We start from the raw sequence: 23,303 nt of genomic DNA on the forward strand, positions 1-23,303 counted from the left end.
GGTATGGCAGCATCGCAGTCCGGCAGCATCAATCCGCTTTCATCCGGCAACCTCATACAACGGTATAGTGATGTTCTGATTGCCGTCGCCATTGTGACGATTGTCATTATGATGATCATTCCGCTGCCGACCATCATCCTGGACATACTCATCTGCCTCAATATCACGATTGCCCTGCTCGTCGTCATGTCGGCAATCTATAATGTGGAGGCGCTCGACCTTTCCGTATTCCCGTCTCTGCTCCTCATCACAACGCTGTTCCGATTGGCACTCAACATCTCCTCAACGCGTCTTATCCTGCTCAACGGCTATGCAGGCGAGGTCATCACCGCATTCGGCAATTTCGTTGTCGGCGGCAACGCGGTCGTCGGCTTCATCGTGTTCGTTATCCTTGTCATCGTCAACTTCATCGTCATCACCAAAGGATCCGAGCGCGTCGCCGAAGTCTCGGCGCGATTCACGCTTGACGCGATGCCGGGGAAACAGATGGCAATCGACGCCGACCTCAACCAAGGCGCTATTTCGGATGCCGAGGCAAAGCGGCGCCGTGAGAAAGTACAGCGCGAATCCGACTTCTTCGGCGCGATGGACGGTGCCTCAAAGTTCGTCAAGGGCGATGCGATCGCGGCGATCGTCATCATGATGATCAACATCGGCGGCGGCTTCGTCATCGGCATGCTCCAGCGCAACATGGACGCGGCACAGGCACTCCAGACCTACACGCTGCTCACCGTCGGCGAGGGACTCGTCGCGCAGATTCCGGCACTGCTCATCTCGACGGCGACCGGTATCATCGTGACCCGTTCGGCAGCGGAGGGGAACCTCGGCAGCGACCTCGTCAAGCAGCTCTTCCGCAACGATCGCATCTTTATGATCCTTTCGGGCGTCCTGCTCTTCCTTGCCGTTATGCCCGGGCTTCCGGGCATCCCGTTCTTTGCGCTTGCCTGTACCTGCGCGTTCATTGCGTGGAACCTCCACCGCGGTCAAACGGCGGTGCAGGAAGTCCAGAAGGTCGAGCAGAAGGCAAAGGCGAAAAAAGAAGCAACGACGCCCGAGAACATCGTCTCGCTCCTGCAGGTCGATCCGATGGAACTCGAGATCGGCTACAGCCTCATCCCGCTCGTCGATACGGGACAGGGCGGCGATCTGCTCGACCGCATCGTCATGATTCGGCGGCAGTGTGCGCTTGAACTCGGGCTTGTCGTCCCGACCATCCGTATCCGCGACAACATCCAGATCAAGCCCAATGCCTATATCATCAAGCTCAAAGGCATTGAGATTGCGCGCGGCGAGCTAATGCTCGACCATTATCTCGCGATGAACTCCGGCACGGTCTTTGAGGAAGTGCCGGGCATTGAGACGGTTGAGCCGGCGTTTGGACTGCCTGCCCTTTGGATCTCGGAGAACGAGCGCGAGCAGGCGGAACTCAACGGCTACACTGTCGTCGATGCCGTTTCCGTGCTCGCAACGCATCTCACGGAGATCATCAAGCAGCATGCCGATGAGATCCTAGGGCGTCAGGAGACGCAGAACCTTCTCGATAATCTGCGCAAGACCAACGGTGCACTTGTGGACGAGGTCGTCCCGAATCTGCTTACCGTCGGCGAAGTGCAGAAGGTACTTGCAAATCTCCTGCACGAGCGCATCTCCATTCGCGATATGAGTACGATCCTCGAAGTTCTTGCCGATTACGGCGCGGCGACCAAGGATACGGACATCCTCACCGAGTACGTCCGCCATACGATGGCGCGGCATATCACCCAGCAGAACGTGCAGAACGGCATACTGCCGTGCATCACGCTCGACCCCGCACTCGAGAACAAGATCGCGGGCGGGGTGCAGCGCACAGAGCACGGATCATATGTCAGCCTCGATCCGGACTCTATGCAGAAACTGCTCACGGTTTTGCAGGAAGAGCTCAACAAGCTCACGGATCAGGGGTATCAGCCCATTGTTCTCACGAGCCCGACCGTGCGTCCCTATTTCCGCAATCTTGTCGAGCGCTCTATTTCCGGACTCATCGTCCTTTCCCATGCGGAAATTGAACAGAATGTTGAAATACAAATCCTTGGGGTGGTGAGAATCTAAGTGCAGGTCAAGACCGTACGCGCTTCCTCGGTGAAGGAAGCGATGGAGCAGATCAAGGACGAGCTCGGCAGCGATGCCGTACTCCTTCATACAAAAAAATATCGTGAAGGCGGTATGCTCGGCGGCGCGGAGATGATCGAGGTGACGGCGGCGGTGGATGAGACACAGTCTCGTGTGCCGCGTTCTGCAGCGGCATATACACCGCCGCCTGCACCAATTCTCCCAACGAATGCGGCGGAGCGGTACCGCATGAACGAAGAAGCCTTCGCAGGGGGAACCGTCGGTGTGGCTCCTGCCGCGGTGCCGCAGGGGTATGATACCTATGCACCCGCGTATCAGTCTCAGGAATCAATGTATGCAGCGGATGGATACGGGACCGCGGCCGCAATGAACCTGCAGTCCCCCCCCGCTGCGGCACCGGTGCAGCAAACCGCGCCGCTGCAGCCGCAGCCGGTGGAGCAGCCTGCACCGCCGTCCTATACGCAGCACGTACCACCCCCTGCGACACAGCCTGAGCCGCTCGCGGAACCTCATGCCGAACATGAGGAGGACGATGCGTCTGCCGCGCGGATTCGTCTGCTTGAGGACGAACTGGCGCAGATGAAGACGATGCTTGCCGCGATGATGGCAGCGTCGCAGCCCAAAGAGATTGTCTCCATCCGAGATGCGCTCAAGCGGCAGGATGTGCGGAAGGAGCTTCGCGAAGAGCTTGCCGCGAAAGTGCCCGTCGCCGATATTAACCTCGACAGTCTCAGCCCACGAGCTAAGGAGGTTCTGGCGGGGTATCTCTCACAGGTGATGAAGTTCACCGACGGGCTGAGACTCGGTGCGCACGGCTCGCGTGTCGTTGCCTTCATCGGCACAACGGGCGTCGGCAAGACGACGACGCTTGCCAAAGTAGCGGCTCATTTCGTTCTCGAGCAGAACCTCAAGGGGGCGCTCATCACGGCGGATACCTACCGCATCTCCGCCGTGGAGCAGCTCAAAAAATATGCGGAGATTCTAGGACTCCCCGTCGAGGTTGTCTATTCCGCTGCAGATCTCAAAAAGGCGATTGCCCGCCACCGCAGCAAAGATTTTATTCTCGTCGATACGGCGGGGCGGAGCCAGTACAACGACTTCCAAATGGACGAGCTCAAGCAGCTGCTCGCCGCACATCCCCGTATGGAAAAACATCTTGTCGTGAGCGCCACGACGAAGGAGCAGGATGCCGCAGAGATCATGGCGCGGTTTTCCGCCTGCAAGCCCGACCGCATCATCTTTACCAAGACGGACGAAACACGCAGCGTCGGCGTGGTGCTGAACCTTCTCGCGGGCAAGGAGCTGCCGCTGTCGTTCCTTTCGAACGGTCAGAGCGTGCCGGACGATATCATTCCGGCGACGGCACAGCGTCTGGCGGAACTCTTGTTGAGGGAATGACATGACAGATCAGGCAACGCGCCTGCGCCAAATGGCAGGTGTCGACGGGGCGCAGACGCCGGATCCCGTACAGACACTGGCGCCGCTCGCACCCGCACAGGCGGAGGCATGGGCAAATGTGCGCGTGATCGCCATTACCAGCGGCAAGGGCGGGGTCGGCAAGACAAATATTGCGGTCAATCTTGCCATCGCGATCAAGCGCATGGGGCATCGCGTCCTTGTCATCGATGCGGATCTCGGCATGGCGAACGTGGATGTCCTGCTCGGCGCTGCGTCACGCAAGCATTTGCTGGATCTTCTCCGACCGGACGTCGGCCTCACGGACGTCATGGTGGAGACGCCGTACGGCATCCGATACATCTCCGGCGGATCCGGCATCGAAAAAGCGATGGATTACGATCATGCCGAAAAATTACTGCTTCAGCAAAAGCTTGCGGACTGCGCCGCACACGCTGACATCATCATCGTGGACACAGGCGCGGGGCTCGGGCGCAACGTGATGGACTTTATCCTCGCTGCAGACGAGGTGCTGCTCGTCACGACACCGGAGCCGACATCACTCACGGATGCCTATGCAGTTATGAAGGCATACAGCATCTATGCCGTGCAGAAAAATCTCCGGCTCATCATCAACCGCGTCTATGAGCCGAAAGAAAGCCGCGAAGTGATGGCAAAACTCGAGCGTGCGGCGGAAAAATTCCTGCATATGCCGGTTGCGTGTCTCGGCTATGTCTTTGAGGATACCGTCGTGACCAAAGCGGTACGGCGGCAGACCCCGATCATCGAGGCGGAACCGGGCAGCGGCGCGGCACGCTGCATCGAGGCGCTCGCGAAAGCGCTTGTCACAGGAACGGAAATGAAAGTTCAGCGTGGATGGAAAGGTTTTTTACAACAAATTTTTAAGTTTTCAACCTGAACAGGGAGGATATTTTTGATGGCGGGCGAATTGGTACAGGCAAGGAATATTTTGGCCATTGGGCAGCGGCTCGAAATATTTTTTGAAAACAGCGAGGAAGGAACCAGCGGCTACAGCAGTCGTGTGGAGGACATCGTCGGAGACGATCTCGTTGTTGCCATGCCGGTGGATGAGCGTCATGTTCCGGTCATCCCGCGCGCCCGTGAGAATCTCTATGTCCTCGCGGCAGGCGACGGGTGTCACTTTCGCTTTTTCAGCACCTATCGGAAACACGGCCGGATCGATGGGCGGCTCCCTGTTCTGCATATGTCCATTCCTGAAATTGCCGAGCGGTTCCAAAAGCGCGGTCTCTTCCGTGTGAAGGTAAACCTTATCGTCACGGTCCGCCTCGTTGACCGGGAGGGACAGATTGACGCGCCGGTTCGTGTCCGCGTCGTTGATCTCAGCGGCAGCGGCATGGCGTTCGTTTGGCCGAAGCAAGTTCCGCTCAACTCGGATGCTGCGCTTGAGATCAACGATATCCCGGGGGTCGGGACACTGGAACTTATGTCGCGTATCATGCGCTGCACGCGCATTGAACGGGAGGACGATCTGCCCGTGTATCACGTTGGGGTACAGTTCCAAAGCCTGTCGCGCGCCCTGCGGGATAAGATCGTTCGCTATCTCTTCCAAGTACAGCGGGCACAGGTAGGACGCGAAACCAATGACTAGACAGGGACGCAGCCGACAGTCCGGCAATCGGGGCGCACCCGATGCGCGCACGCGGTCGCGGTTGGTGGTGATCGGGTCTTCGACGGGCGGCCCGCAGGCGCTGCAGACTGTCATCATGGGGCTGTCAAAAGACTTTCCGTGTCCCATCGTCGTCGTTCAGCACATGCCCGCCGGATTTACCGCAGCGCTTGCCGCGCGGCTCGACGGCATTGCCGCCGTCTCCGTAAAGGAGGCGCACGACGGAGAGATTCTAGTGCCGGGGTGTGTTTACATCGCTCCGGGCAATTATCATTTGCGGATTCTGCATGACGCGGGAGGGCGCCGCATCGCACTCAGCGACGAGCCGCCCGTCGGCAACCATCGACCGGCCGTCAACGTGATGTACGAATCTGTGGCACACCTCGGCAAGGACGTCGTCGCGGTTATTCTCACGGGAATGGGACACGACGGCCGGGACGGGATGCATCAAATTAAGGACAACGGCGGCTACTGCATTGCGCAGGATGAAGAGACCTGTGTCGTTTACGGAATGCCAAAATCCGTGATCGAGGCCGGGCTTGCCGATGAGATATGCCCATTGCCGCGCATCGCCGAGGCGATCGAGGCGGCTGTGAGAAGATAGGAAATAGGGGGAATATCAATGGATAACCAGTATATGGACATGTTCCTGGACGAGTCGCACGAGCATCTGCAGTCCCTCAACGAAGGCTTGCTGCGCCTTGAAGAGAACATGGAGGAGATCGGCGCCGTCAACGACATCTTCCGCAACGCACATACGCTCAAGGGTATGTCGGCGACGATGGGATTTGCCAAGATTGCCGAGCTCACGCATGAGATGGAGGACGTTCTTGACCTTGTCCGCAAAGAACAGCTCAAGCTGAACGAGGATATTATGGACACACTGTTCAAATGTCTGGATTCACTCGAGCAGATGGTGGACAGCGTCGGCAACGGCGAGGCGGAGGATGTCGTCGACGTAACAGATCTCGTCGCTAAACTCAGCTCCATCTCCAAAGGGACGCCGCCGCCCGCTGCGGCAGCTCCCGCCGCCGCAGCACCTGCGCCTGCCGAAGCAGCTGCGGCAGGCAGCGAGCTCGATATCGATGAGATTGATCTCGACGTCATGAAAAAGGCGAAAGAAGCCGGGCTGCATATCTACCACGTCAAGGTGACGCTGATGGAGACCTGTGTCCTCAAGGCTGCACGATCCGTCATGGTCATGCATGCCCTCGACGAGGTCGGCGATGTCATTAAGAGCATCCCTGCGGCGGAAGACCTCGAGCAGGAAAAGTTTGAGCGCAGTTTTGACGTTGTCGTCACCACGGCGAACGACGCGGAGGCAGTGCAGAACGCCGTCGATACGGTTTCGGAGATCGAGGACATTGCCGTCGAGGAGCTGGATCCCGACCAGTTCGGCAAGGCGGCGGAAGCGGCGCCCGCGGCCACACCCGCAGCAGCTGCCGCACCCGCAGCTGCGGAGCCGGCAAAGAAGGCCGCGCCGGCAGCCGCCAAACCCGCGGCAGCACCTGCGAAAAAACAGCACCAGAGTCAGAGCGTCCGCGTCGATATCGAAAAGCTCGATACGCTGATGAACCTCATGGGCGAGCTGGTGATCAATAAGGTGCGTCTCGAGCAGATTGGCCAGACGCACCGCATGAGCGATCTCATGGAGACGCTCGAGCAGATGGATCGCGTGACGGGCGACCTGCAGAACATCGTTATGAAGGTGCGCATGGTTCCTGTCAGCGCCGTGTTCAACCGCTTCCCGCGCATGGTGCGCGACGTATCGAAGGAACTCGGCAAAGAGATCAACCTCACTATCGAGGGTGAGGAGACGGAACTTGACCGTACCGTTATCGACGAGATCGGCGATCCGATTATGCATCTTCTCCGCAACTCACTCGACCACGGTGTCGAGAGTCCCGACAAGCGCGAGGCAAAAGGGAAGCCGCGCGTCGGTGAGGTGGGGCTCATTGCGCGTCATGAGGGCAACAACGTCGTCATCATGATCACGGACGACGGCGCGGGCATCAACGCCGACGTCATCCGCCGCAAGGCGGTGGAAAAGGGCATGATCACGCAGGACGAAGCGGATCGTCTCGACGATGCGGACGCCGTTCGCCTCATCTTCCTGCCGGGCTTTTCCACGGCGGAGCAAATCACCGATATTTCGGGACGCGGCGTCGGTATGGACGTCGTGCGCAGCAAGATCGAAGCGCTCTCGGGTCATGTCGATGTTGAGACGCATATCGACGAAGGTTCGGTCTTTAAGATCAAACTGCCGCTGACACTCGCCATCATTCAGGCGATGCTCGTGCAGGTGCAGGACGAGATGTACGCCATCCCGCTCGGCTCCATTGACAGTACCATCAACATTGAACCGTCGGATATTCAGACCGTCCAGAACAAGGAGGTCATTGTCCTGCGCGGCGAGATTATCCCGATCATCCGCATGGAGGAGGCTTTGCAGGTACCGCATACAAAGGACTCCGACGAACTCTTCGTCGTCGTCGTACACGCGGGCGAAGCAAAGGCGGGCATCGTTGTGGACAATCTCATCGGACAGCAGGAAATCGTTATCAAGACGCTCGGGAACCTCTTTGCAGGGCTCAAGCTTTTCGGCGGCGCTACGGTGCTCGGCGACGGCAAGGTCGCGCTGATTCTCGATGTCGCAACGATGATACAGCAGTAAGCAGGGGAGGGCAAAGAAATGGCAGAAGAAATGAATCAGACGGAGACGGGGATGCCGCAGAACAACCAGTATGTGGCGTTCAACCTCCGCGATGAAGAATACGGCGTCAGCATTCTGAACGTGCAGGAGATCCGCAACCTCACGGATATCACGCGCGTACCGTTTGCGGCAGATTTTATCAAGGGGGTCATCAATCTGCGCGGCTCGGTGCTCCCGGTCATTGACCTCAAGCAGCGCTTGGGGCTCGCGGAGACGCCGTACACAGACCGCACCCGTATTGTCACCGTTTCCGTTGACGATGTGCATGTCGGTATGCTCGTCGATGCTGTGACGGAAGTGCTCAGCCTTGAGAACGAGCCCGTCGATACGAAGAAGGCGACGAATGCACGTGAGAGCAGCCGGTTCCTCAGCGGCATCGGCAACATCAACGGGAGACTCATCGTGCTCCTCAATCTTGAGGAGATCGTCGGGCTTCCGAAAGAAGCGAAATAACGCGTCTTTTCTCTACGGGAAGAGGTAGGGCTAATAATGTCAGTAGACGATGATCTGACCCAACTGTCGGAACTCCAGTTGGATGTGCTGCAGGAGATCGGAAACGTCGGCGCGGGCAACTCCGCGACGGCACTTTCCCGTCTCATACAGCACCGCATTGAAATGAATGTGCCCCATGTGGCTCTCGTTAAAATCGAAGACGTACCGGAATTTGTCGGCGGCCCGGAACTGGTTGTCGTCGGTATTTTTCTGCGCGTTTACGGAAAGGCGCCGAGCAACATTCTCTTCCTCATTCCGCGGGAAAGCGCATTTGCACTTGCGGATACGCTGCTTGGCCGGGAGCGCGGCGAGACACCTGAACTCGACGCGATGGATGAATCCGCGCTTATGGAGATCGGCAACATCCTTGCCGGTTCCTATTTGAACGCGTTCTATACGTTCACGGGCATGAGCATGCTGCCGTCCGTTCCGGCGCTGGCCGTCGATATGGCGGGAGCAATTCTCAATGTGGTGCTTGTTCAGCTCGGCGAGATGGGAGATCATGCCCTCCTCATCGAGACAAATTTTCAGGCTGAGGACCGCACCATCAGCGGACATTTCTTCCTTGTGCCGGATCCCGGATCTCTCGGCAGCATAATGAATGCGGTAGGAGTTGGATGATATGCCGGATTTGATAAAAGTCGGTATGGCCGACTACAAAGTCGGCGCGGCTCCATCCACCCTCATCAGCTATGGATTGGGCTCGTGCATCGGACTTTCCCTCTATGACCCGAAGGCAAAAGTCGGCGGACTGCTCCACTACATGCTGCCGGACAGCAAGCAGGCGCGTGCGTCCGACACGCCGGCAAAATTTATCGACACGGGATTCCCCCTGATGCTGGCCGATGTTTTGAAACTTGGCGCAGTCAAATCACGCCTTGTGGCAAAGATTGCGGGCGGCGCGCAGATGTTTGCGTTCTCGAATACGACAAGCGTTATGCGCGTCGGAGAGCGCAATGCACAGGCGGCAAAGGAGCTCTTGGCACAGCATGGGATCCGCCTCATTGCGGAGGATACCGGACTCAATTATGGACGCACGGTCGCGATTGACTTAAACGACGGCACCTATACGGTAAAGACCGTCAGCAAGGGAGATAAAACGATATAGGGGCAGGTGAAGATCTATGTTCAAACTCGGTATGGCGCTTGTCTTTGCCGTGATTGCGGCGCTCGTGATATTCCTGACCGGACTGATCGGCGGCGTACGGCTCTCGACCGCGTGTCTGCGGAGTCTTGTGGGCTTTATCTGTGCCGGCGCATTTACTTATCTTACAGTATTTATCCTTGAGGCAAAGGGCTGGGCTGCGTTTGATAAGACCGCAGAGCAGCGCATGTCGGACATGCAGAGCGTACTCTACAATGCGGACGACATCGATTTTGACTCCGTGGGCGCGGCGGACGGGGCTCCGCAGGACTTTGCAGAGCCTATGGCGTTTAAGCCGCTCGTGGAAGAAGAGCTCGTTCACATGAAGACACCGGAAGAAGCCGCAGCGGAGGAAGGGGCACCGATGCCGGCACCGGCATAAATGGGAACCGGAAGCATGGCGTGAGGGGGCGATCAGATGGCGCAGACGGAGGACATCGAGGCACTGTGGCAGGCATACGGCACGGAAAAGACCGTGGAGGTGCGCAACCGCATTGCAGAATATTATTTGCCGCTCGTTCGTCTTGTTGCCGGGCGGATTGCCATCAGTCTGCCGCAGCATGTGGATCGAGAGGATCTTCTCAGCAGCGGTTTTTTTGGACTTCTTGACGCCATTGAGCGCTATGAACTGACACGCGGCAATAAATTCGAAACCTATGCGGGTGTGCGTGTGCGGGGCGCGATGCTCGATCACCTGCGATCGAAAGACTGGATTCCCGTCAGCGTACGCCAAAACATCAAGAAATATGAAAAGGCTGTGGCAAGTCTCGAAGGGAAACTAGGCCGCACTGCAACGGACGAGGAGCTTGCAGCAGAACTCGGGCTTACGCGCGAGGGGCTGCGGCATTTGGAGAGTCAAGTCAGCGCCGCAACCGTGATCCCGCTGGAGGAATATCTTCGTACGGACAGCCCGGTCTCTCTTGAGGACGGACCGGTTGAACATGCGGAGTGGACGGAGGTCAAGGAAACCCTTGCCGCCGCTATTGAAAATCTCCCGGAAAAAGAACGTACCGTCGTTGCACTTTACTATTACGACGAGATGACACTGAAGGAAATCGCCGCGATACTGCACCTTTCCGAGGCGCGCATATCGCAGCTCCATACAAAAGCAATCTTCCGAATGCGGGGCTCGCTTGCACGGATGAATGACGAAGAATAGGGATGTTGTAGGGAATATTGCGTTGAATCGTTGAAACAGCAGCGCAATTTTGAAGGATGGAGCGTGGTCCTGTGGACAAAACCGTTGGGAGCAAGCGCGAGGGCTTTTTGCTTGCGCTGAAAGCGGATGGAAACTATCTGACCGTCTATCCGGAGGGGGAGGACAGTGCAATCATCGAGCTGGCGGATATCCGCCAACACCTTGATTCCGCGGGCATAACGGATTACGATGTCCTTCAGCTTGCGCGCCTTGTGCGTGCGGCGGACGGAACGGAGACGAAGCTCGACCCTGCGCCGGAGGAGGAAGAGGGGGAGGAGAATAAGATCATTCCCTTCACCATTGAAATCGCGCGCGACGCGATGTCCGCCGCCGTCCGGTTCGACGATAAACAGGGGAACATTCCGCCGAGCACGGCCGACATCCTTGAAGCGCTGGCGGAGAAGAAAATCGTTTACGGGATCGACCGCGAGGCAATCAGCCGCGGCGTATCGCGCATGACACCCTTTATGGCAGCGCGCGGTACAGCGCCCGAGGCAGGGACGGATGCACGCATCGAAAAGAAATTCGACATGGGGGAGAAGGGGCGTCCTGCCGCGCGTGCCTATGACCGCGTCGACTACAAGGATATGAATATCTTTATCCGGGCGCAGATCGGCGATGTTGTTGCCGTTCGCATCCCGGAGACGCCGGGTATTCCGGGGAAGAACGTATTCGGGGAGGATATCGCGCCGAAACCGGGTAAGCCCGCGCAGCTGCCGCAGGGCAAGAACACAAAGATCGTCAACGACCATGAACTCGTCGCTATGATCGACGGTCAGATCGTGGACGACGGCAAGATCAGCATCGACCCGCATCTTGTGATCGATTCGAGCGTTGACGTCGGCACGGGAAATATTGATTTTGCCGGAAGCGTTGAGATTCGCGGCGACGTGGAGAGCGGATTCGTTGTCAAGGCGGCGGGCGATATCGAGATCAAGGGAATGGTCGGCGGTGCAGAGGTCACAGGGCGCAACGTCATCGTCCACGGCGGCATCCGCGGCATGAACATCGGAAAGATCCTGGCGGAAGAAGATGTCAGCATCTCCTTTGTCGAGAATGCGAACATCTCCGCCGGGCGCGACATCTTTGTCAATGACGTGGTTCTCCATTCGGAGATGCGCGCGGGACATCACGTCACCGTCGAGGGCAAGCGCGGCATCATCACGGGCGGCTCGGTGGGTGCCGGGGAATCCGTACACGCGAGCGTATTCGGCAATAACTTCTATGTGCAGACCAATATTTTTGTCGGCATTGACCCCAATCTTCAGCATCGCTATGACGCACTTGAAAAAGAGTGCAAAGAGGATGAGAAGCGGCTGACCGAGATCAAGCTGTCCCTTGAAACCCTTAAGAAGCAGGATATGTCGAAGCTCTCGGATAAGCGCAAAGAGCAGATGCTGCAATTGACGAAAGTGCAGTTCCCGCTCGCAGGGAAGATCAAGCAGATGCAGGAGGAACTTGCCGCTATGCGCGTGGAGCTGGACGAGATGAAGCAGGGGAGCGTCTCCGCGACGGACACGATTTTCCCGGGGGTCAACATCTCGCTCAACGGTGTCAAGCGTAAGGTTGAGGAGGAACTTCGGCATACGAAGATGCGCATGGTGGATGGAGAAATCGTTACAGCGATCCTTTAAGAGAGGCAGGTGCCGCTATGAATGTCACTCCTATCAGTATGCAGATGATGTTCCCGCAGTCCAACGAGGCAGGGAATGTCCAGAGCAACATGCAGAATCAGGTCAACATCCAGCAGAGCTTTGAGTCCATCCGGCAAAAGGAGGACGCGGAGCTTGCCCGAAAGCAGGTACGCGCCAAGGAAGAGGCGAGCGCAGACGCGCGTGTCAAGGACGACCCTGAGCGGGAGCGGCGTCAGGGGCGAGGCGGTGACGGGCGGCGCCGCAGAGACGGCGGTGAAGATCAAGGAGTCGAGCTTTTGCAGCGGCTTGCCGCTGATCCGAGCCGCGGCGTGCATCTTGACATCAGTTTCTAACACATACGGATAAGGGAGGCGTCCGGTCATCATTTCCATTACTGAAATCCTCGGCGCGCTCATCATACTCGGCGCCGTCCTCCTGCTCATCGTCCGCTTCGTCATCCATCGCCGTCAGCGCAGCGAAGAGGACGAGGAGGATCTTGCCGTTTCGATCGAGAAGCTGAAAAAAGAACTCCAACAGTCTGCGGATACCATCATCAAGCGGCTGGGAAGTCATGTGACAAAGCTCGAAGGGCTTCTGCGCGAGGCTGACGATCGGCGTGTGCGCCTTGAGACGCGTGTTGCGGACGCGCAGCGGCTCGAGTGGGCACTGCGCCAGCGCATCGAAGAGCTTGAGCGGCGTCTGCGCGATTTGGGACAAAACGCGCAGCCTGTGCCGCAGACGTCGGCGCAAATACCCGTACAGCAGACGGCAGTACAGATGACAGTGCCGCAGGCGATGCAGACCATGCCCTTGCCGCCCGTCGGAGAAGCCTCCGCGCAGCGTGTGGACGGAGATGACTTCGCTGCAGTGCTTCATCAGTCGATCCTGCGCGAGCAGGCGCGCGGTACGGCGGAGACGATGCCTCCCGTCACGGTACAGACAGCCGCATCGCCCGTAGTGCAGCAGAATACGCCGGCAATTCAGCCGCCGCCCATGCAGCCGGTGCCGCTCTCTCCGCGCAGCCGTGCGGATGCGTATCTGCGTCAGATGCCCGAGAGCAGCGGACGCCCGCATGACGATGCCCTCCTTACCGCACGGGTGCAGGCAATGCAGACCGCAGAGCCGAGCGCAGCAGCTCCGGCAGAGGAACCACTGCCGCCCGAGGACGAGGCGATCGGCAAGGCCCGCGCTCTCCTGCGCGCGGGACGTACGATCGAGCAGGTGGCACGCGAGACGGGCGTTGAGATCGGTGCGCTGCGCCTGATGAAGCAAATGACTGCAAGGGATTGACAAAAAGGCGAAATACGGCTATAATATCATTCGTTCGGGACGTAGCTCAGTTTGGTAGAGCGCTTCCTTGGGGTGGAAGAGGTCGTGAGTTCAAATCTCGTCGTTCCGACCATTTTTCTGCATAGGGACTCCGCGCGGGGCTGCGCGGAGCTTTTTTGTTATAGAGGTACATGGGCAGAAAAAGGAGGCGATCCCATATGGATTTTATTGTCGATATCGGTGCAGTACAGGTGCTTCTCGTCGCCGTCATGTTCCTCTCTGTCATGGTGGAGGTCAAGACGGGGGGACTCGGCGTCGGCGTACTTCTAGGACTTGTTGCGGCGGGCGTATTTTGGGGCAGCCATTATACCCGCGGACTCGTAGAGTTCTATCATATCGCGGTGTTCCTTGCGGGTGTCCTGATGATCATTGTGGAGATCCTGCTGCCTACGGTGGGACTGCTTGCAGGGCTCGGCGTCGCGGCGATGCTTTACAGCATCGTGCTCGCGCTCGGCGGCGACATCGGCGCACTCGCGGCACTTGGGATCGCGCTCCTCATCTCCATCGCCGCTTTCATGCTCATCGTCTCGCGCCTGCCGTCGAGCAGGCTTTGGAACAAGGTTGTCCTGCACGACAGCTCGCGGTCTGAGCGCGGCTTTATAAGCGCCGAGGATCATTCCGAACTCGTAGGCAAAGTCGGCGAAGTGATCACCGAGCTGCGCCCCTCGGGAACGGTGCGCATCGACGGAAGCCCCGTCGACGTGGTATCGGAGGGCGCGTTTATCAAGAAGGGAACGCAGGTTGTCGTTCTGTCCGTCAGCGGCAGCCGCGTTGTCGTGCGCCCTGTATAGCGCACGCATTGTATGACGGTATTGTTCAGGAGGTTTTTATGGGATCACTGTTCGGAGGAGCATTCCTCATTATCATCGTCGTTCTTGCGGTATCGATCTTCCTTCACTTTGTACCGCTTGGACTTTGGGTATCTGCCATTTCGGCAAACGTATCCGTCGGCATCATGTCGCTCATTGGAATGCGTCTGCGCCGCGTGCCGCCGAGCCGCATCGTCCTGCCGCTCATCAAGGCAAACAAGGCGGGGCTTGACGTCAGCGTCAATCAGCTTGAGGCGCATTACCTTGCGGGCGGCAACGTGGACAAGGTTGTCGACGCGCTCATCGCATCGCACCGCGCACAGATCGCGCTCCCCTTTGAACGGGCGGCGGCGATCGACCTTGCGGGGCGTGACGTGCTTGACGCCGTGCAGATGAGCGTCAATCCGAAGGTCATTGAGACGCCGATTGTCTCTGCAGTCGCGGCGAACGGCATCGAGCTGAAGATCAAGGCGCGCGTTACCGTGCGTGCGAACATCGACCGTCTCGTCGGCGGTGCGGGCGAGCCGACTATCATCGCGCGCGTCGGTGAGGGCATCGTTACGACGGTCGGCTCCTCGGAGAGCCACAACGACGTGCTCGCGAACCCCGACGACATCTCCAAGACCGTGCTGGACAAAGGGCTTGATGCGGGCACGGCATTTGAAATCCTTTCCATTGATATTGCGGACGTCGACGTCGGGCGGAACATCGGTGCGGAGCTCCAGACCGATCAGGCGGAGGCGGATAAGCGCATCGCGCAGGCAAAGGCGGAGGAGCGCCGCGCGATGGCGGTCGCACGCGAGCAGGAGATGAAGGCCTATACGCAGGAGATGGAGGCCAAGGTCGTCGAGGCGCAGGCAGAAGTGCCGCACGCGATGGCACAGGCGCTGCGCGAAGGCAAGCTCGGCGTCATGGACTACTATCAGCTCAACAACATCCAGTCGGATACGGATATGCGTCACGCCATCAGCACGGCGGGCAAGACCGATGAGAAACATCCAACGCCGCCCGTGAAGTGAGGAGAGCGAGATGGAGTATCTTCTGCTCATTGTGATCGCGGTTATCGCATCACTGCTTGATGATAAGATTCGTGGAAAGAAAAAAGTGCCCCCGCCGACACTCCCGCATGAAATTCCTAAGCCAACGACGAAGGTGGAGCGCCGGGAAGAGGGGGCGCGATTTGAAATCCCGCCGATGCGCAATGTGCCGCAGGAAGTACAGCCCGCAATAGATACCGGTGTCCTGCGCGCGCAGGAAGAGATGCGTGCGGCATGGGAGGAAGCACGGCGCGAAGAGGAGCGGCAAAGACGCCGCCACAGAGAAGAAGAACAGCGCCGTGCCGCCGCAGAGAAGGCAGCGGCAGCGGTGTTTGCACGGCGGCGCGTCCCGCACCGCATCCTGCCGCAGATAACGCCTGCCGCGATGCAGCAGGCGGTAGTGATGGCGGAGGTGCTGGGCAAACCGCTGTCACTTCGACGGCGGTGACACCCTATCTCGCCTCGCTGTGTATTATATGGGGCTAGCGTTTTAGCACGGCTTGGGGTATATTTCTTGCCGCTGCGCACCATGGACTGCAAAGCGGCGGTCTTACATTGTCCGACCTTGAAGGCCTCCGTGCCGTACCGCCCCGTTGGGGGGAATGCTCCGCGGCTGCGATAATACACCCCTCGCCGTACGTCATACGTCGCGATACACATGTTGTGCGCGTACGCTGTTGTATATCCACGCATCGTGGGAGCTTCCTTGGCGCGGCGAGGAAATGACAACGCTGGGCGCGAAAATCCTGCGCCGGACGATCAAAAAAAGAGACGACTGCACGCTGCAATCGTCTCTTTTTTGATGCCGTTTTCCGGATTTACTTAATTTGATTCAAAAGTGCGGCGATCTCTGCTGCACTGCGGTCATTACCGGTCGCCGTCATGATGGGCTGTGCGCCGAGCATGACGGTATTGCCGCTGGCATATGCTTCGGAGCGAGCATGTCCGTTCTTATACGCGGCGGCAAGATTGCCCATAACGAAGTAGGCACGCTCGGCAGAGGTCATGTCCCCGGCAGCGGCAGGAGCGATGAACTCCTTTTTGTTGATCTGAACGGTACCATTATCCACAGCAACATGACCGCCGCTCATTGCCGTCAGTTTTTTCGCATAGTTGTCGCGGCGCGCTACATTTGACGGATGATCGGCGGCACCGGACATGATCTTGAACACGTTCGCAGGATTGTTTCCCTGCAGATCGATCATGCGCTGCCAAACGGCTGCGGTCGCACCCGGATTGTAGTTTGAGTGCGACAGATACTCAAAAGCAAGATTGTCCGCTTCCCATTCCATCGGTTTTGTGAGTCCCTGTCCGCTCCAAATGTTCGCAGCGATGGCTCCGAGTACCGTGCCCGTTGCGCTGGCAAGGATGGCGGGACCGAGGGAGCTCTTCATCCCTTTCGCGGGATGATCCTTCTGTCCGTGACCCATCTCGTGTGCGAGGACGACGGCAATCTCGTCCTCGTTCGTCAGATAGTCGTAGAGACCAACGTTGACGCTCATATTGTGCCCGAGCGTGCAGAATGCGTTGAAGCTCTCGTCATTGTTGATGAAGTAATTGTACGGGCGGTCGTAAATCGTGGGATCCGTTGCGCCGATCGCTGCGGTGAGATTTGAAAAAATACGGTGCAGCTGCTCGTTGCGTGCCGTACCGTAATAGACGCCGTATTTCTCCTGAAGCTCTCCAAAGAGTGCCTGGCGCCCCTCTTCCGTCGTATTGTAGTACTTGATTTGTTTGTTCATTTCGGACGCTGCGATCGTACCGCCTATGACGGCGCCGATGATATTGCCGATGCCTGCCTCGGCCACCGCAGGCGTGCCGAGCGTCACGCCCGCCGCCATAGAGAGCGAGACGGCGAGCGTCACACCGCCGCGCAGAAACTTATTTTTCCGCATCATATTCCCTCCTTTTCCTGTGAACACATGAATAAAGTATAAACAAATTCCCATGTAATTGTCTATAGTAGAAACGTCATTTTTTTTACGAGAAAGATTAAAATATCGTGGGCGGCCGGAGCGATAAGAGCATGGATTGCATTCTTGACACTATTGTCAAAAACTATTAAAATGAATGGGAGTATTTTCTAGCAATAAATTGGAACTTTGAAAACGAGGAGGTGGCCGTTATCGTTACTGAACTATTAGCGGTAATTATTGCTGTTATCGTCGGTGCAGGCGCAGGATACTATGCGCGTATGCGTACGGCGGAAGCTAAAATAGGATCAGCCGAGAACGAAGCAAAACGCATTGTTGAGGACGCGGAAAAGCGCGCCGAGACAAAGCAGAAGGAAGCCCTGTTAGAGGCGAAGGAGGAGATTCAGCGCCGCCAGCAGGACATTGAACGCGACGCCAAGGAACGCCGGAGCGAGCTCCAGCGTCTCGAGCGCCGTGCGATACAAAAGGAAGAGAATCTCGACCGCAAGCTCGAATCGATCGAGAAGAAAGAGGAAGGGCTTTCCCGCAAGGAGGCACGCATTGAAAAGGCGCAGGCGGAAGTTGACGCACTTTATGAAAATCAGCGTGCGGAACTCGAGCGCATCTCGGGGCTGACATCCGAGGATGCACGTACCGTGCTCATGGCGGAGGCGGAAGAAGAGCTAAAGCATGAGAAGGCACGCAAGATCAAGGAGTACATCCGCGAGACGAAAGAGGAGGCCGATAAGGCAGCACGCGAGATTCTAAGCATTGCCATTCAGCGCTGTGCGGCGGATCATGTCGCAGAGACGACAGTATCCGTCGTTGCGCTCCCGAACGATGAGATGAAGGGGCGTATCATCGGACGTGAGGGACGAAATATTCGCACGATTGAGACACTCACAGGCATTGATCTCATCATCGATGATACGCCTGAAGCGGTGATCCTCTCCGGATTCGACCCCGTGCGCCGCGAGATTGCGCGTATCGCGCTTGAAAAACTCATTCAGGACGGGCGGATCCATCCCGCCCGCATCGAAGAGATGATTGAGAAGGCGCGGCGCGAAGTCGATCAGCGCATCAAGGATGCGGGCGAACAGGCGACGTTCGAAACGGGCGTCCATGGCATTCATCCGGAGCTCGTGCGTCTGCTCGGACGTATGCGTTACCGTACAAGCTACGGACAGAACGTCCTTGCCCACTCCATTGAGGTTGCCCATCTGGCGGGACTCATGGCGGCGGAACTCGAATGCGACGTTATGCTCGCGAAACGCGGCGGCCTGCTGCACGACATCGGCAAGGCGGTCAGCCATGAAGTAGAGGGACCCCATGTGACGGTCGGCGCCGATCTCGCACGCAAGTACCGTGAGTCGAAGGAAGTCATCAACATCATCGCATCGCATCACGGCGATGTCGAGGCGACGACCGTCGAAGCTGTTCTTGTTGCAGCGGCGGATGCCGTCTCTGCGGCACGGCCGGGCGCGCGTCGCGAGAGTCTTGAGTCCTATATCAAACGGCTCAAGGCACTCGAGGAGATCGCCGAGTCGTTTGATGGCGTGGAGCGCTGCTTTGCCATTCAGGCGGGGCGTGAGATTCGCGTCATGGTTCAGCCGGATAAGGTGGACGATGCGGGCGCCGCGGTGCTTGTTCATAATATCGTAAAGAAGATCGAGGGGGATCTCGAATATCCGGGACAGATCAAGGCCACGGTGATCCGTGAGACCCGTGTCGTTGACTACGCAAAATAACGGGACTAGCGTTATGGCGCCCGAGGGGGGGCGTGTGGGGGAGGCATGCACCTCTTGTTTGAAAAAGGGACATTATGCAGCAACTATCATATATTGCCGCAAGGGCGGAGGATGTCCGCCGGACGGCGGAGAAGGCAAAGGAAAAACTTGACCGGCTCCCTCATATAGAAACACTCCTCATCACGGCGGTGCTGCCGTGTTCAGTGCCGATTGAGGATGCCCGCGCCCTGAGGGACAGCATGAGGGAACTCTTTCCTGCGGCGCGGATTCTCGTTCATACGTCCGCACTCAAAATGGCGGAGATGCACCTTGATAACGACGGAATTATGCTCGTGTTCCTCACGTTCGAGTCCTCACAGGCGGATTTCCTCATGATCCGCTCAGAGACTGCGGACGAAGCGACGAAAAGGCACTTTGTAGATTTTGTGGCAGAGCGTCCCCATACGAAACTGGCAGGTTTTTTTGTCGTCGGTATGATAGATCGGATTGACGATATTCTTGCGTCGTTTTCGGATATTGACGAGCGTATTGAAGTGTTCGGGGCGTTTGTCGATGCCGCGCCGATGCAGGCACGCGGTTATATCCTTGCGGATGATGAGGAAATGACTCAGGGAACGCTCGCCGTCGTCTTTGGAGGGGAGACTCTTGCGGCGTGCGTGACGCGCAATTTTGGCTGGAACATGCTCGGGCGTGAGATCGTGGCGACCCACGTGGACGGCTGCACGATTAAAGAGCTCGACGGCGATATGCCGCTTAAAATTTACGAACGATATTTCGGTATTAAGGGCGACGATAATTTCGGCGCGGACGCCGCGCTCTTTCCCCTCTGCTTTGAAGAGGAGGATGGGTCGATCTCCGCGCGTGTACCGATTAAAATCGAGGAGGGCAGCGGAGAGCTGACCTTTGGCGTTCCCATTGCAAAGGGGACGAAGCTGCGCCTTGCATATGGCGATCCCTATGCAATTCTCTCGACGGCGGCGAAGAACGCGCATTACATGGCGGATTTTTCGCCGCAGGTAGTTATGGGGGCGGCGTGTGTCGGGCATTATCTTCTGCTCGGTGATGACGTGACGAGCGAGCTTGGCGCATGTGCGGCGTTTCCCGCCGCAGCATCCTTCATGTTTGGCGAGGTGCGCCGCGCGGGGAGAAAAATTGTCGCCGCGCAGCTGAATGTCATGCTGGTCGGCATGAAGGAGAACGCCGAGGGCGTCTGCGATGTAGAGCTGCATCCCAAACGCGTGGCGCAGCTCTCCTACAACCGCAAGATGATTGCCTTCATGTCGCATTTTGTCCGCGTTACGGAGGAGGAACTGAACAGTGCCAACCGTCGGCTGAGCCAGCTGGCAAGCCGCGATGCGCTGACGAACCTGCTCAACCGCCGTGAGATGGAGCGGCTGCTCCAAGAGGCAGTGCGCGACGCACAGGAGAATCGGACGCTGCTGACCGTCATGCTGATGGATATTGATCACTTTAAGGGCGTCAACGATACCTATGGGCATGATGTTGGGGACAAAGTGCTGCTGACGGTTGCAGACGCCATTTCGGGCACCATCCGCGGCTCGGATGCGGGCTGCCGTTGGGGCGGAGACGAGTTCTTTGTCATCCTGCAGGGCGCCACGCTCGAGCTTGCGGGGCGCGTGGGCGAACGAATCCGCCGGCGCGTCGAGGCGGCAAAGATGGCGTTTGACGGCAATGTGACGGTCAGTATCGGCGTCGCCCATTTTGATCCGGAGCGTGACAACGAGCTGCAGCTCTTTAAGAATGCGGACGAAGCACTCTACAGGGCAAAGAAAGAAGGGCGCAATGCGGTCTACTGTCTTGGCCTGGGGAAAGTATGGCAGGGTGAATAGAAAAGAAATTAGTGTGATGGGGAGAGCATACCATGTTTGATTTTTTGCGCAGGCATTTCGCTCCGCGAAAAAACGGCAGACAGACGCGCGAACAGGCACGCCCCGGCGTGCAGCTGCTTGCCTCCATGCTCGTTTGTTTCCCGGAGATCGCTTCCGTTTCATATGATCCCGCCGGCGGCGGGCTGACCCTTGATTTTACCATTCGCGCGGCAGTGTCCGACGCGGAAATGGATACGTTTTCGGTATTTTTGATCGAGAGCATCGAGACTTATCACGCACTGGAGGACGGGATTCTGTGCGAGTCGCAGACGGCATATGAGCGCTACGATGCACTCACGATGCTGCATCTCCTGCGCCCCATGACGGAACTGACTGAACGTGAGCTAAGTCTCATTGTGCGCCTTATGACGGACAAATTTGGGGATCAGCTCCTCGTCGATCCGCACAATATGGATGTGCTTGACACTGAGTTCAGCAGCCTCCAGCACGAGACCCTCGAGCGGATGCTCGTTGCCGTGCGGGATATTCCGCTGCATGACCGTCTGGTCGGTATTCGCGAGCATGATCAGGTTGTTGTTTACAATCGTTCGTGAGCAGATTATTTATCGTGCTGCTGTAAAGGAGAAATCGCGTGCGCATCATGTTGGTCGGAGATGTCGTCGGACGTGCGGGGCGCCGCGCCTTCCGCACGCATACGCCGCGGCTCCGCACGGAGCGAAAAATAGACGTCGTGATTGTCAACGGAGAGAACTGCGCCGGGGGCAAGGGCTTTACGCGCAAGGCGTTGGATGAGCTCTATGCGGGCGGTGCGGATATTGTGACCTCCGGCAACCATGTGTGGGATAAAAAAGAAGTCTTCGACTTCATCGACGACGAGCCGTTTCTCGTGCGTCCCGCCAACTATCCGGAGGGGACACCGGGGCAGGGGTACTGCATTTTTCCGTTCAAGGCGCGGAACATTGCGGTCATGAATCTATCGGGACGCTCCTTTATGCCGCCGATGGACTGCCCGTTTCAAAAGGCGGAGGAGCTGATCGCAGAGATCGGCGACCGCGCAGATATTTTCGTCCTTGACTTTCATGCGGAAACGACCTCCGAAAAGCTCGCGATGGGCTATTATCTTGACGGGCGTGCGGATGTTGTCGTCGGCACGCATACACACGTACAGACGGCGGACGAGCGGATTTTGCCGCACGGTACGGCGTACATCACGGATCTCGGTATGGTCGGGGTGCAGGATTCCATTCTCGGCGTGCGCACTGATCTCGTTTTGAGGAAGTTTCTGTCGGGGATGCCTGTACGCTTCGAGATGGCGGAGGGGGCGGCGGAGTATGCTGCCGTCATCGTGGATATCGACGACGTGCAAAGGCGCCGTACGACCATTGAACGTGTATTAATTCGGGACGAACAGCCTCAAACTTAGGGAGATTTTACATGGCAAGCGATTTGCATATCCATACGACCTTTTCCGATGGGAGGGATACCCCGGAGGAGATCGTAGAAGCGGCAAAGGCTGCGGGACTTCGCTATATATCGATTACCGACCACGACAGTGTGGAGGGCGTGACCGAACTCTATGAGAGCGGCCGCTGCCCGGCAGGAAGTCAGCTGCGCATCATTCCGGGCGTCGGATTCAGTGCCGATTATCCGGATCGGACGGTGCACATTCTCGGCTATGGGATCGATATCTATAACGCAGGACTCCAAGAAAAACTCGAAGAACTCAGCGAAGCACGGTGGACACGGTTTACTGAAATTGTGGATAAACTCAAAGGGCTTGGTTACGAGATCGGTGAGACAGAGGTGCTGACCGACGAGGGAATGTGCAAGGCTATCGGCCGCTCCCATGTGGCGCGCGTACTCGTCAAAAAAGGCTATTTCGACGCCATACGTCCCTGTTTCGAGCAGCTCCTTATGCGCGGCAGACCTGCCTATGTGCCGCATTTTCGCCTCGCGCCCGACGAACTCATCGACATCATCAAGGGGGCGGGCGGTGTGCCTGTGCTCGCCAATCCGAAATCCATCGGTGACGAAGCGGTGGTCACGGATCTCATCGAGCGCGGCATCGGCGGCATCGAGGTGTTTTATCCAAGCTACGACATGCAGGACACGCAGCACTATCTTGAAATCGCGCAGCGGCACGGGCTTTTCGTTTCGGGCGGTTCGGACTACCGCGGCTTTACAGGGCGCGAGCCGGGCGAACTCGGTCAGTTTACCATCGAGGATGTCTACGCGGAAAATTTCTACCGGCCGCCGCACGGCGCATAACGGTTTGGAATCATAA

Annotated in this window: 24 protein-coding genes and 1 tRNA gene; 23 read left to right on the top strand and 2 right to left on the bottom strand. The window is 57.8% G+C overall.

The window, feature by feature from the left end; translation table 11 throughout:
* Positions 1-3 precede the first annotated feature (3 nt).
* The 13 genes from flhA to HMPREF1147_RS02995 are packed head-to-tail and all read left to right on the top strand — an operon-like array spanning position 4 to position 12,686.
* Complete coding sequence (flhA, locus tag HMPREF1147_RS02935) at positions 4-2,088, top strand: flagellar biosynthesis protein FlhA (protein ID WP_009657708.1); 2,085 nt, start codon at positions 4-6, stop codon at positions 2,086-2,088.
* The gene (flhF, locus tag HMPREF1147_RS02940) at positions 2,089-3,507 is read left to right on the top strand and encodes a flagellar biosynthesis protein FlhF (RefSeq protein ID WP_009349246.1); all 1,419 of its coding nucleotides are present in this window, start codon (positions 2,089-2,091) and stop codon (positions 3,505-3,507) included. It abuts the gene before it with no gap.
* Between the two features lies 1 nt (position 3,508).
* Entirely contained in the window at positions 3,509-4,423 is a 915-nt protein-coding gene (locus tag HMPREF1147_RS02945; protein WP_009657680.1) for a MinD/ParA family protein, read from the top strand.
* Between the two features lie 18 nt (positions 4,424-4,441).
* Positions 4,442-5,134, top strand: coding sequence for a flagellar brake protein (locus tag HMPREF1147_RS02950; RefSeq protein ID WP_009438942.1), 693 nt, complete (start codon positions 4,442-4,444; stop codon positions 5,132-5,134).
* Positions 5,127-5,756, top strand: a complete 630-nt coding sequence (locus HMPREF1147_RS02955; protein ID WP_009438902.1) for a CheB methylesterase domain-containing protein — start codon at positions 5,127-5,129, stop codon at positions 5,754-5,756. The genes HMPREF1147_RS02950 and HMPREF1147_RS02955 overlap by 8 nt, the downstream gene beginning before the upstream one ends.
* 18 nt (positions 5,757-5,774) lie before the next feature.
* Entirely contained in the window at positions 5,775-7,826 is a 2,052-nt protein-coding gene (locus HMPREF1147_RS02960) for a chemotaxis protein CheA (RefSeq protein ID WP_009657662.1), read from the top strand.
* A gap of 18 nt (positions 7,827-7,844) precedes the next feature.
* Positions 7,845-8,318: a chemotaxis protein CheW gene (locus HMPREF1147_RS02965; RefSeq protein ID WP_009657689.1), complete on the top strand. Its 474-nt coding sequence runs from the start codon at positions 7,845-7,847 to the stop codon at positions 8,316-8,318.
* Between the two features lie 36 nt (positions 8,319-8,354).
* On the top strand, positions 8,355-8,978 hold the full coding sequence (locus HMPREF1147_RS02970; RefSeq protein ID WP_009438627.1) for a chemotaxis protein CheC: 624 nt from the start codon (positions 8,355-8,357) through the stop codon (positions 8,976-8,978).
* A 1-nt stretch (position 8,979) separates the two neighbouring features.
* Positions 8,980-9,465 carry a chemotaxis protein CheD gene (locus HMPREF1147_RS02975; RefSeq protein WP_009657676.1) on the top strand — a complete coding sequence of 162 codons (486 nt, stop codon included), beginning with the start codon at positions 8,980-8,982 and terminating at the stop codon, positions 9,463-9,465.
* 16 nt (positions 9,466-9,481) lie between these two features.
* The gene (locus HMPREF1147_RS02980) at positions 9,482-9,883 is read left to right on the top strand and encodes a hypothetical protein (RefSeq protein WP_009438693.1); all 402 of its coding nucleotides are present in this window, start codon (positions 9,482-9,484) and stop codon (positions 9,881-9,883) included.
* Positions 9,884-9,919: 36 nt separating this feature from the next.
* Positions 9,920-10,660, top strand: coding sequence for a FliA/WhiG family RNA polymerase sigma factor (locus HMPREF1147_RS02985; RefSeq protein ID WP_009349237.1), 741 nt, complete (start codon positions 9,920-9,922; stop codon positions 10,658-10,660).
* Positions 10,661-10,716: 56 nt separating this feature from the next.
* Entirely contained in the window at positions 10,717-12,333 is a 1,617-nt protein-coding gene (locus tag HMPREF1147_RS02990) for a FapA family protein (protein ID WP_037351074.1), read from the top strand.
* 17 nt (positions 12,334-12,350) lie between these two features.
* A complete protein-coding gene (locus HMPREF1147_RS02995; RefSeq protein ID WP_009438933.1) occupies positions 12,351-12,686 on the top strand; it encodes a hypothetical protein in 336 nt (111 codons plus the stop codon).
* Here the strand turns inward: HMPREF1147_RS02995 and HMPREF1147_RS03000 are convergent.
* Complete coding sequence (locus HMPREF1147_RS03000) at positions 12,676-12,906, bottom strand: hypothetical protein (protein ID WP_050992862.1); 231 nt, start codon at positions 12,904-12,906, stop codon at positions 12,676-12,678. The two genes, HMPREF1147_RS02995 and HMPREF1147_RS03000, sit on opposite strands and share 11 nt — an antisense overlap.
* Between HMPREF1147_RS03000 and HMPREF1147_RS03005 the strand changes: the two genes are divergently transcribed.
* The 5 genes from HMPREF1147_RS03005 (at position 12,907) to HMPREF1147_RS03025 (ending at position 15,956) form a co-directional block, all read left to right on the top strand.
* Positions 12,907-13,623, top strand: coding sequence for a hypothetical protein (locus HMPREF1147_RS03005; protein ID WP_009657644.1), 717 nt, complete (start codon positions 12,907-12,909; stop codon positions 13,621-13,623).
* A 35-nt stretch (positions 13,624-13,658) separates the two neighbouring features.
* Positions 13,659-13,735, top strand: a tRNA-Pro gene (locus HMPREF1147_RS03010).
* A gap of 85 nt (positions 13,736-13,820) precedes the next feature.
* Positions 13,821-14,453: an NfeD family protein gene (locus HMPREF1147_RS03015; protein ID WP_009657688.1), complete on the top strand. Its 633-nt coding sequence runs from the start codon at positions 13,821-13,823 to the stop codon at positions 14,451-14,453.
* Positions 14,454-14,491: 38 nt separating this feature from the next.
* Complete coding sequence (gene floA / locus HMPREF1147_RS03020; RefSeq protein ID WP_009438743.1) at positions 14,492-15,490, top strand: flotillin-like protein FloA; 999 nt, start codon at positions 14,492-14,494, stop codon at positions 15,488-15,490.
* 10 nt (positions 15,491-15,500) lie between these two features.
* On the top strand, positions 15,501-15,956 hold the full coding sequence (locus HMPREF1147_RS03025) for a hypothetical protein (RefSeq protein ID WP_009657655.1): 456 nt from the start codon (positions 15,501-15,503) through the stop codon (positions 15,954-15,956).
* A gap of 370 nt (positions 15,957-16,326) precedes the next feature.
* On the opposite strand, the gene HMPREF1147_RS03030 is transcribed toward HMPREF1147_RS03025, so the two are convergent.
* Entirely contained in the window at positions 16,327-17,403 is a 1,077-nt protein-coding gene (locus HMPREF1147_RS03030; RefSeq protein WP_037350338.1) for a M48 family metallopeptidase, read from the bottom strand.
* A gap of 221 nt (positions 17,404-17,624) precedes the next feature.
* Here HMPREF1147_RS03030 and rny point away from each other — a divergent pair, with 221 nt between their 5' ends.
* The 5 genes from rny to HMPREF1147_RS03055 all read left to right on the top strand — a co-directional run bounded on the left by rny (position 17,625) and on the right by HMPREF1147_RS03055 (position 23,287).
* Positions 17,625-19,169 (top strand): ribonuclease Y, encoded by a 1,545-nt coding sequence (gene rny, locus HMPREF1147_RS03035; protein ID WP_009657692.1) that lies wholly within the window; start codon positions 17,625-17,627, stop codon positions 19,167-19,169.
* Between the two features lie 74 nt (positions 19,170-19,243).
* Positions 19,244-21,019, top strand: a complete 1,776-nt coding sequence (locus HMPREF1147_RS03040; protein WP_009657634.1) for a diguanylate cyclase — start codon at positions 19,244-19,246, stop codon at positions 21,017-21,019.
* 32 nt (positions 21,020-21,051) lie between these two features.
* A complete protein-coding gene (locus HMPREF1147_RS03045; protein ID WP_009438612.1) occupies positions 21,052-21,612 on the top strand; it encodes a hypothetical protein in 561 nt (186 codons plus the stop codon).
* Between the two features lie 38 nt (positions 21,613-21,650).
* The gene (locus tag HMPREF1147_RS03050) at positions 21,651-22,442 is read left to right on the top strand and encodes a TIGR00282 family metallophosphoesterase (protein ID WP_009657613.1); all 792 of its coding nucleotides are present in this window, start codon (positions 21,651-21,653) and stop codon (positions 22,440-22,442) included.
* Positions 22,443-22,453: 11 nt separating this feature from the next.
* Positions 22,454-23,287, top strand: a complete 834-nt coding sequence (locus HMPREF1147_RS03055) for a PHP domain-containing protein (RefSeq protein ID WP_009438731.1) — start codon at positions 22,454-22,456, stop codon at positions 23,285-23,287.
* The last annotated feature ends 16 nt before the right edge of the window (positions 23,288-23,303 follow it).

Source organism: Selenomonas sp. FOBRC9, assembly GCF_000287655.1.
Lineage (GTDB): Bacteria > Bacillota > Negativicutes > Selenomonadales > Selenomonadaceae > Centipeda > Centipeda artemidis.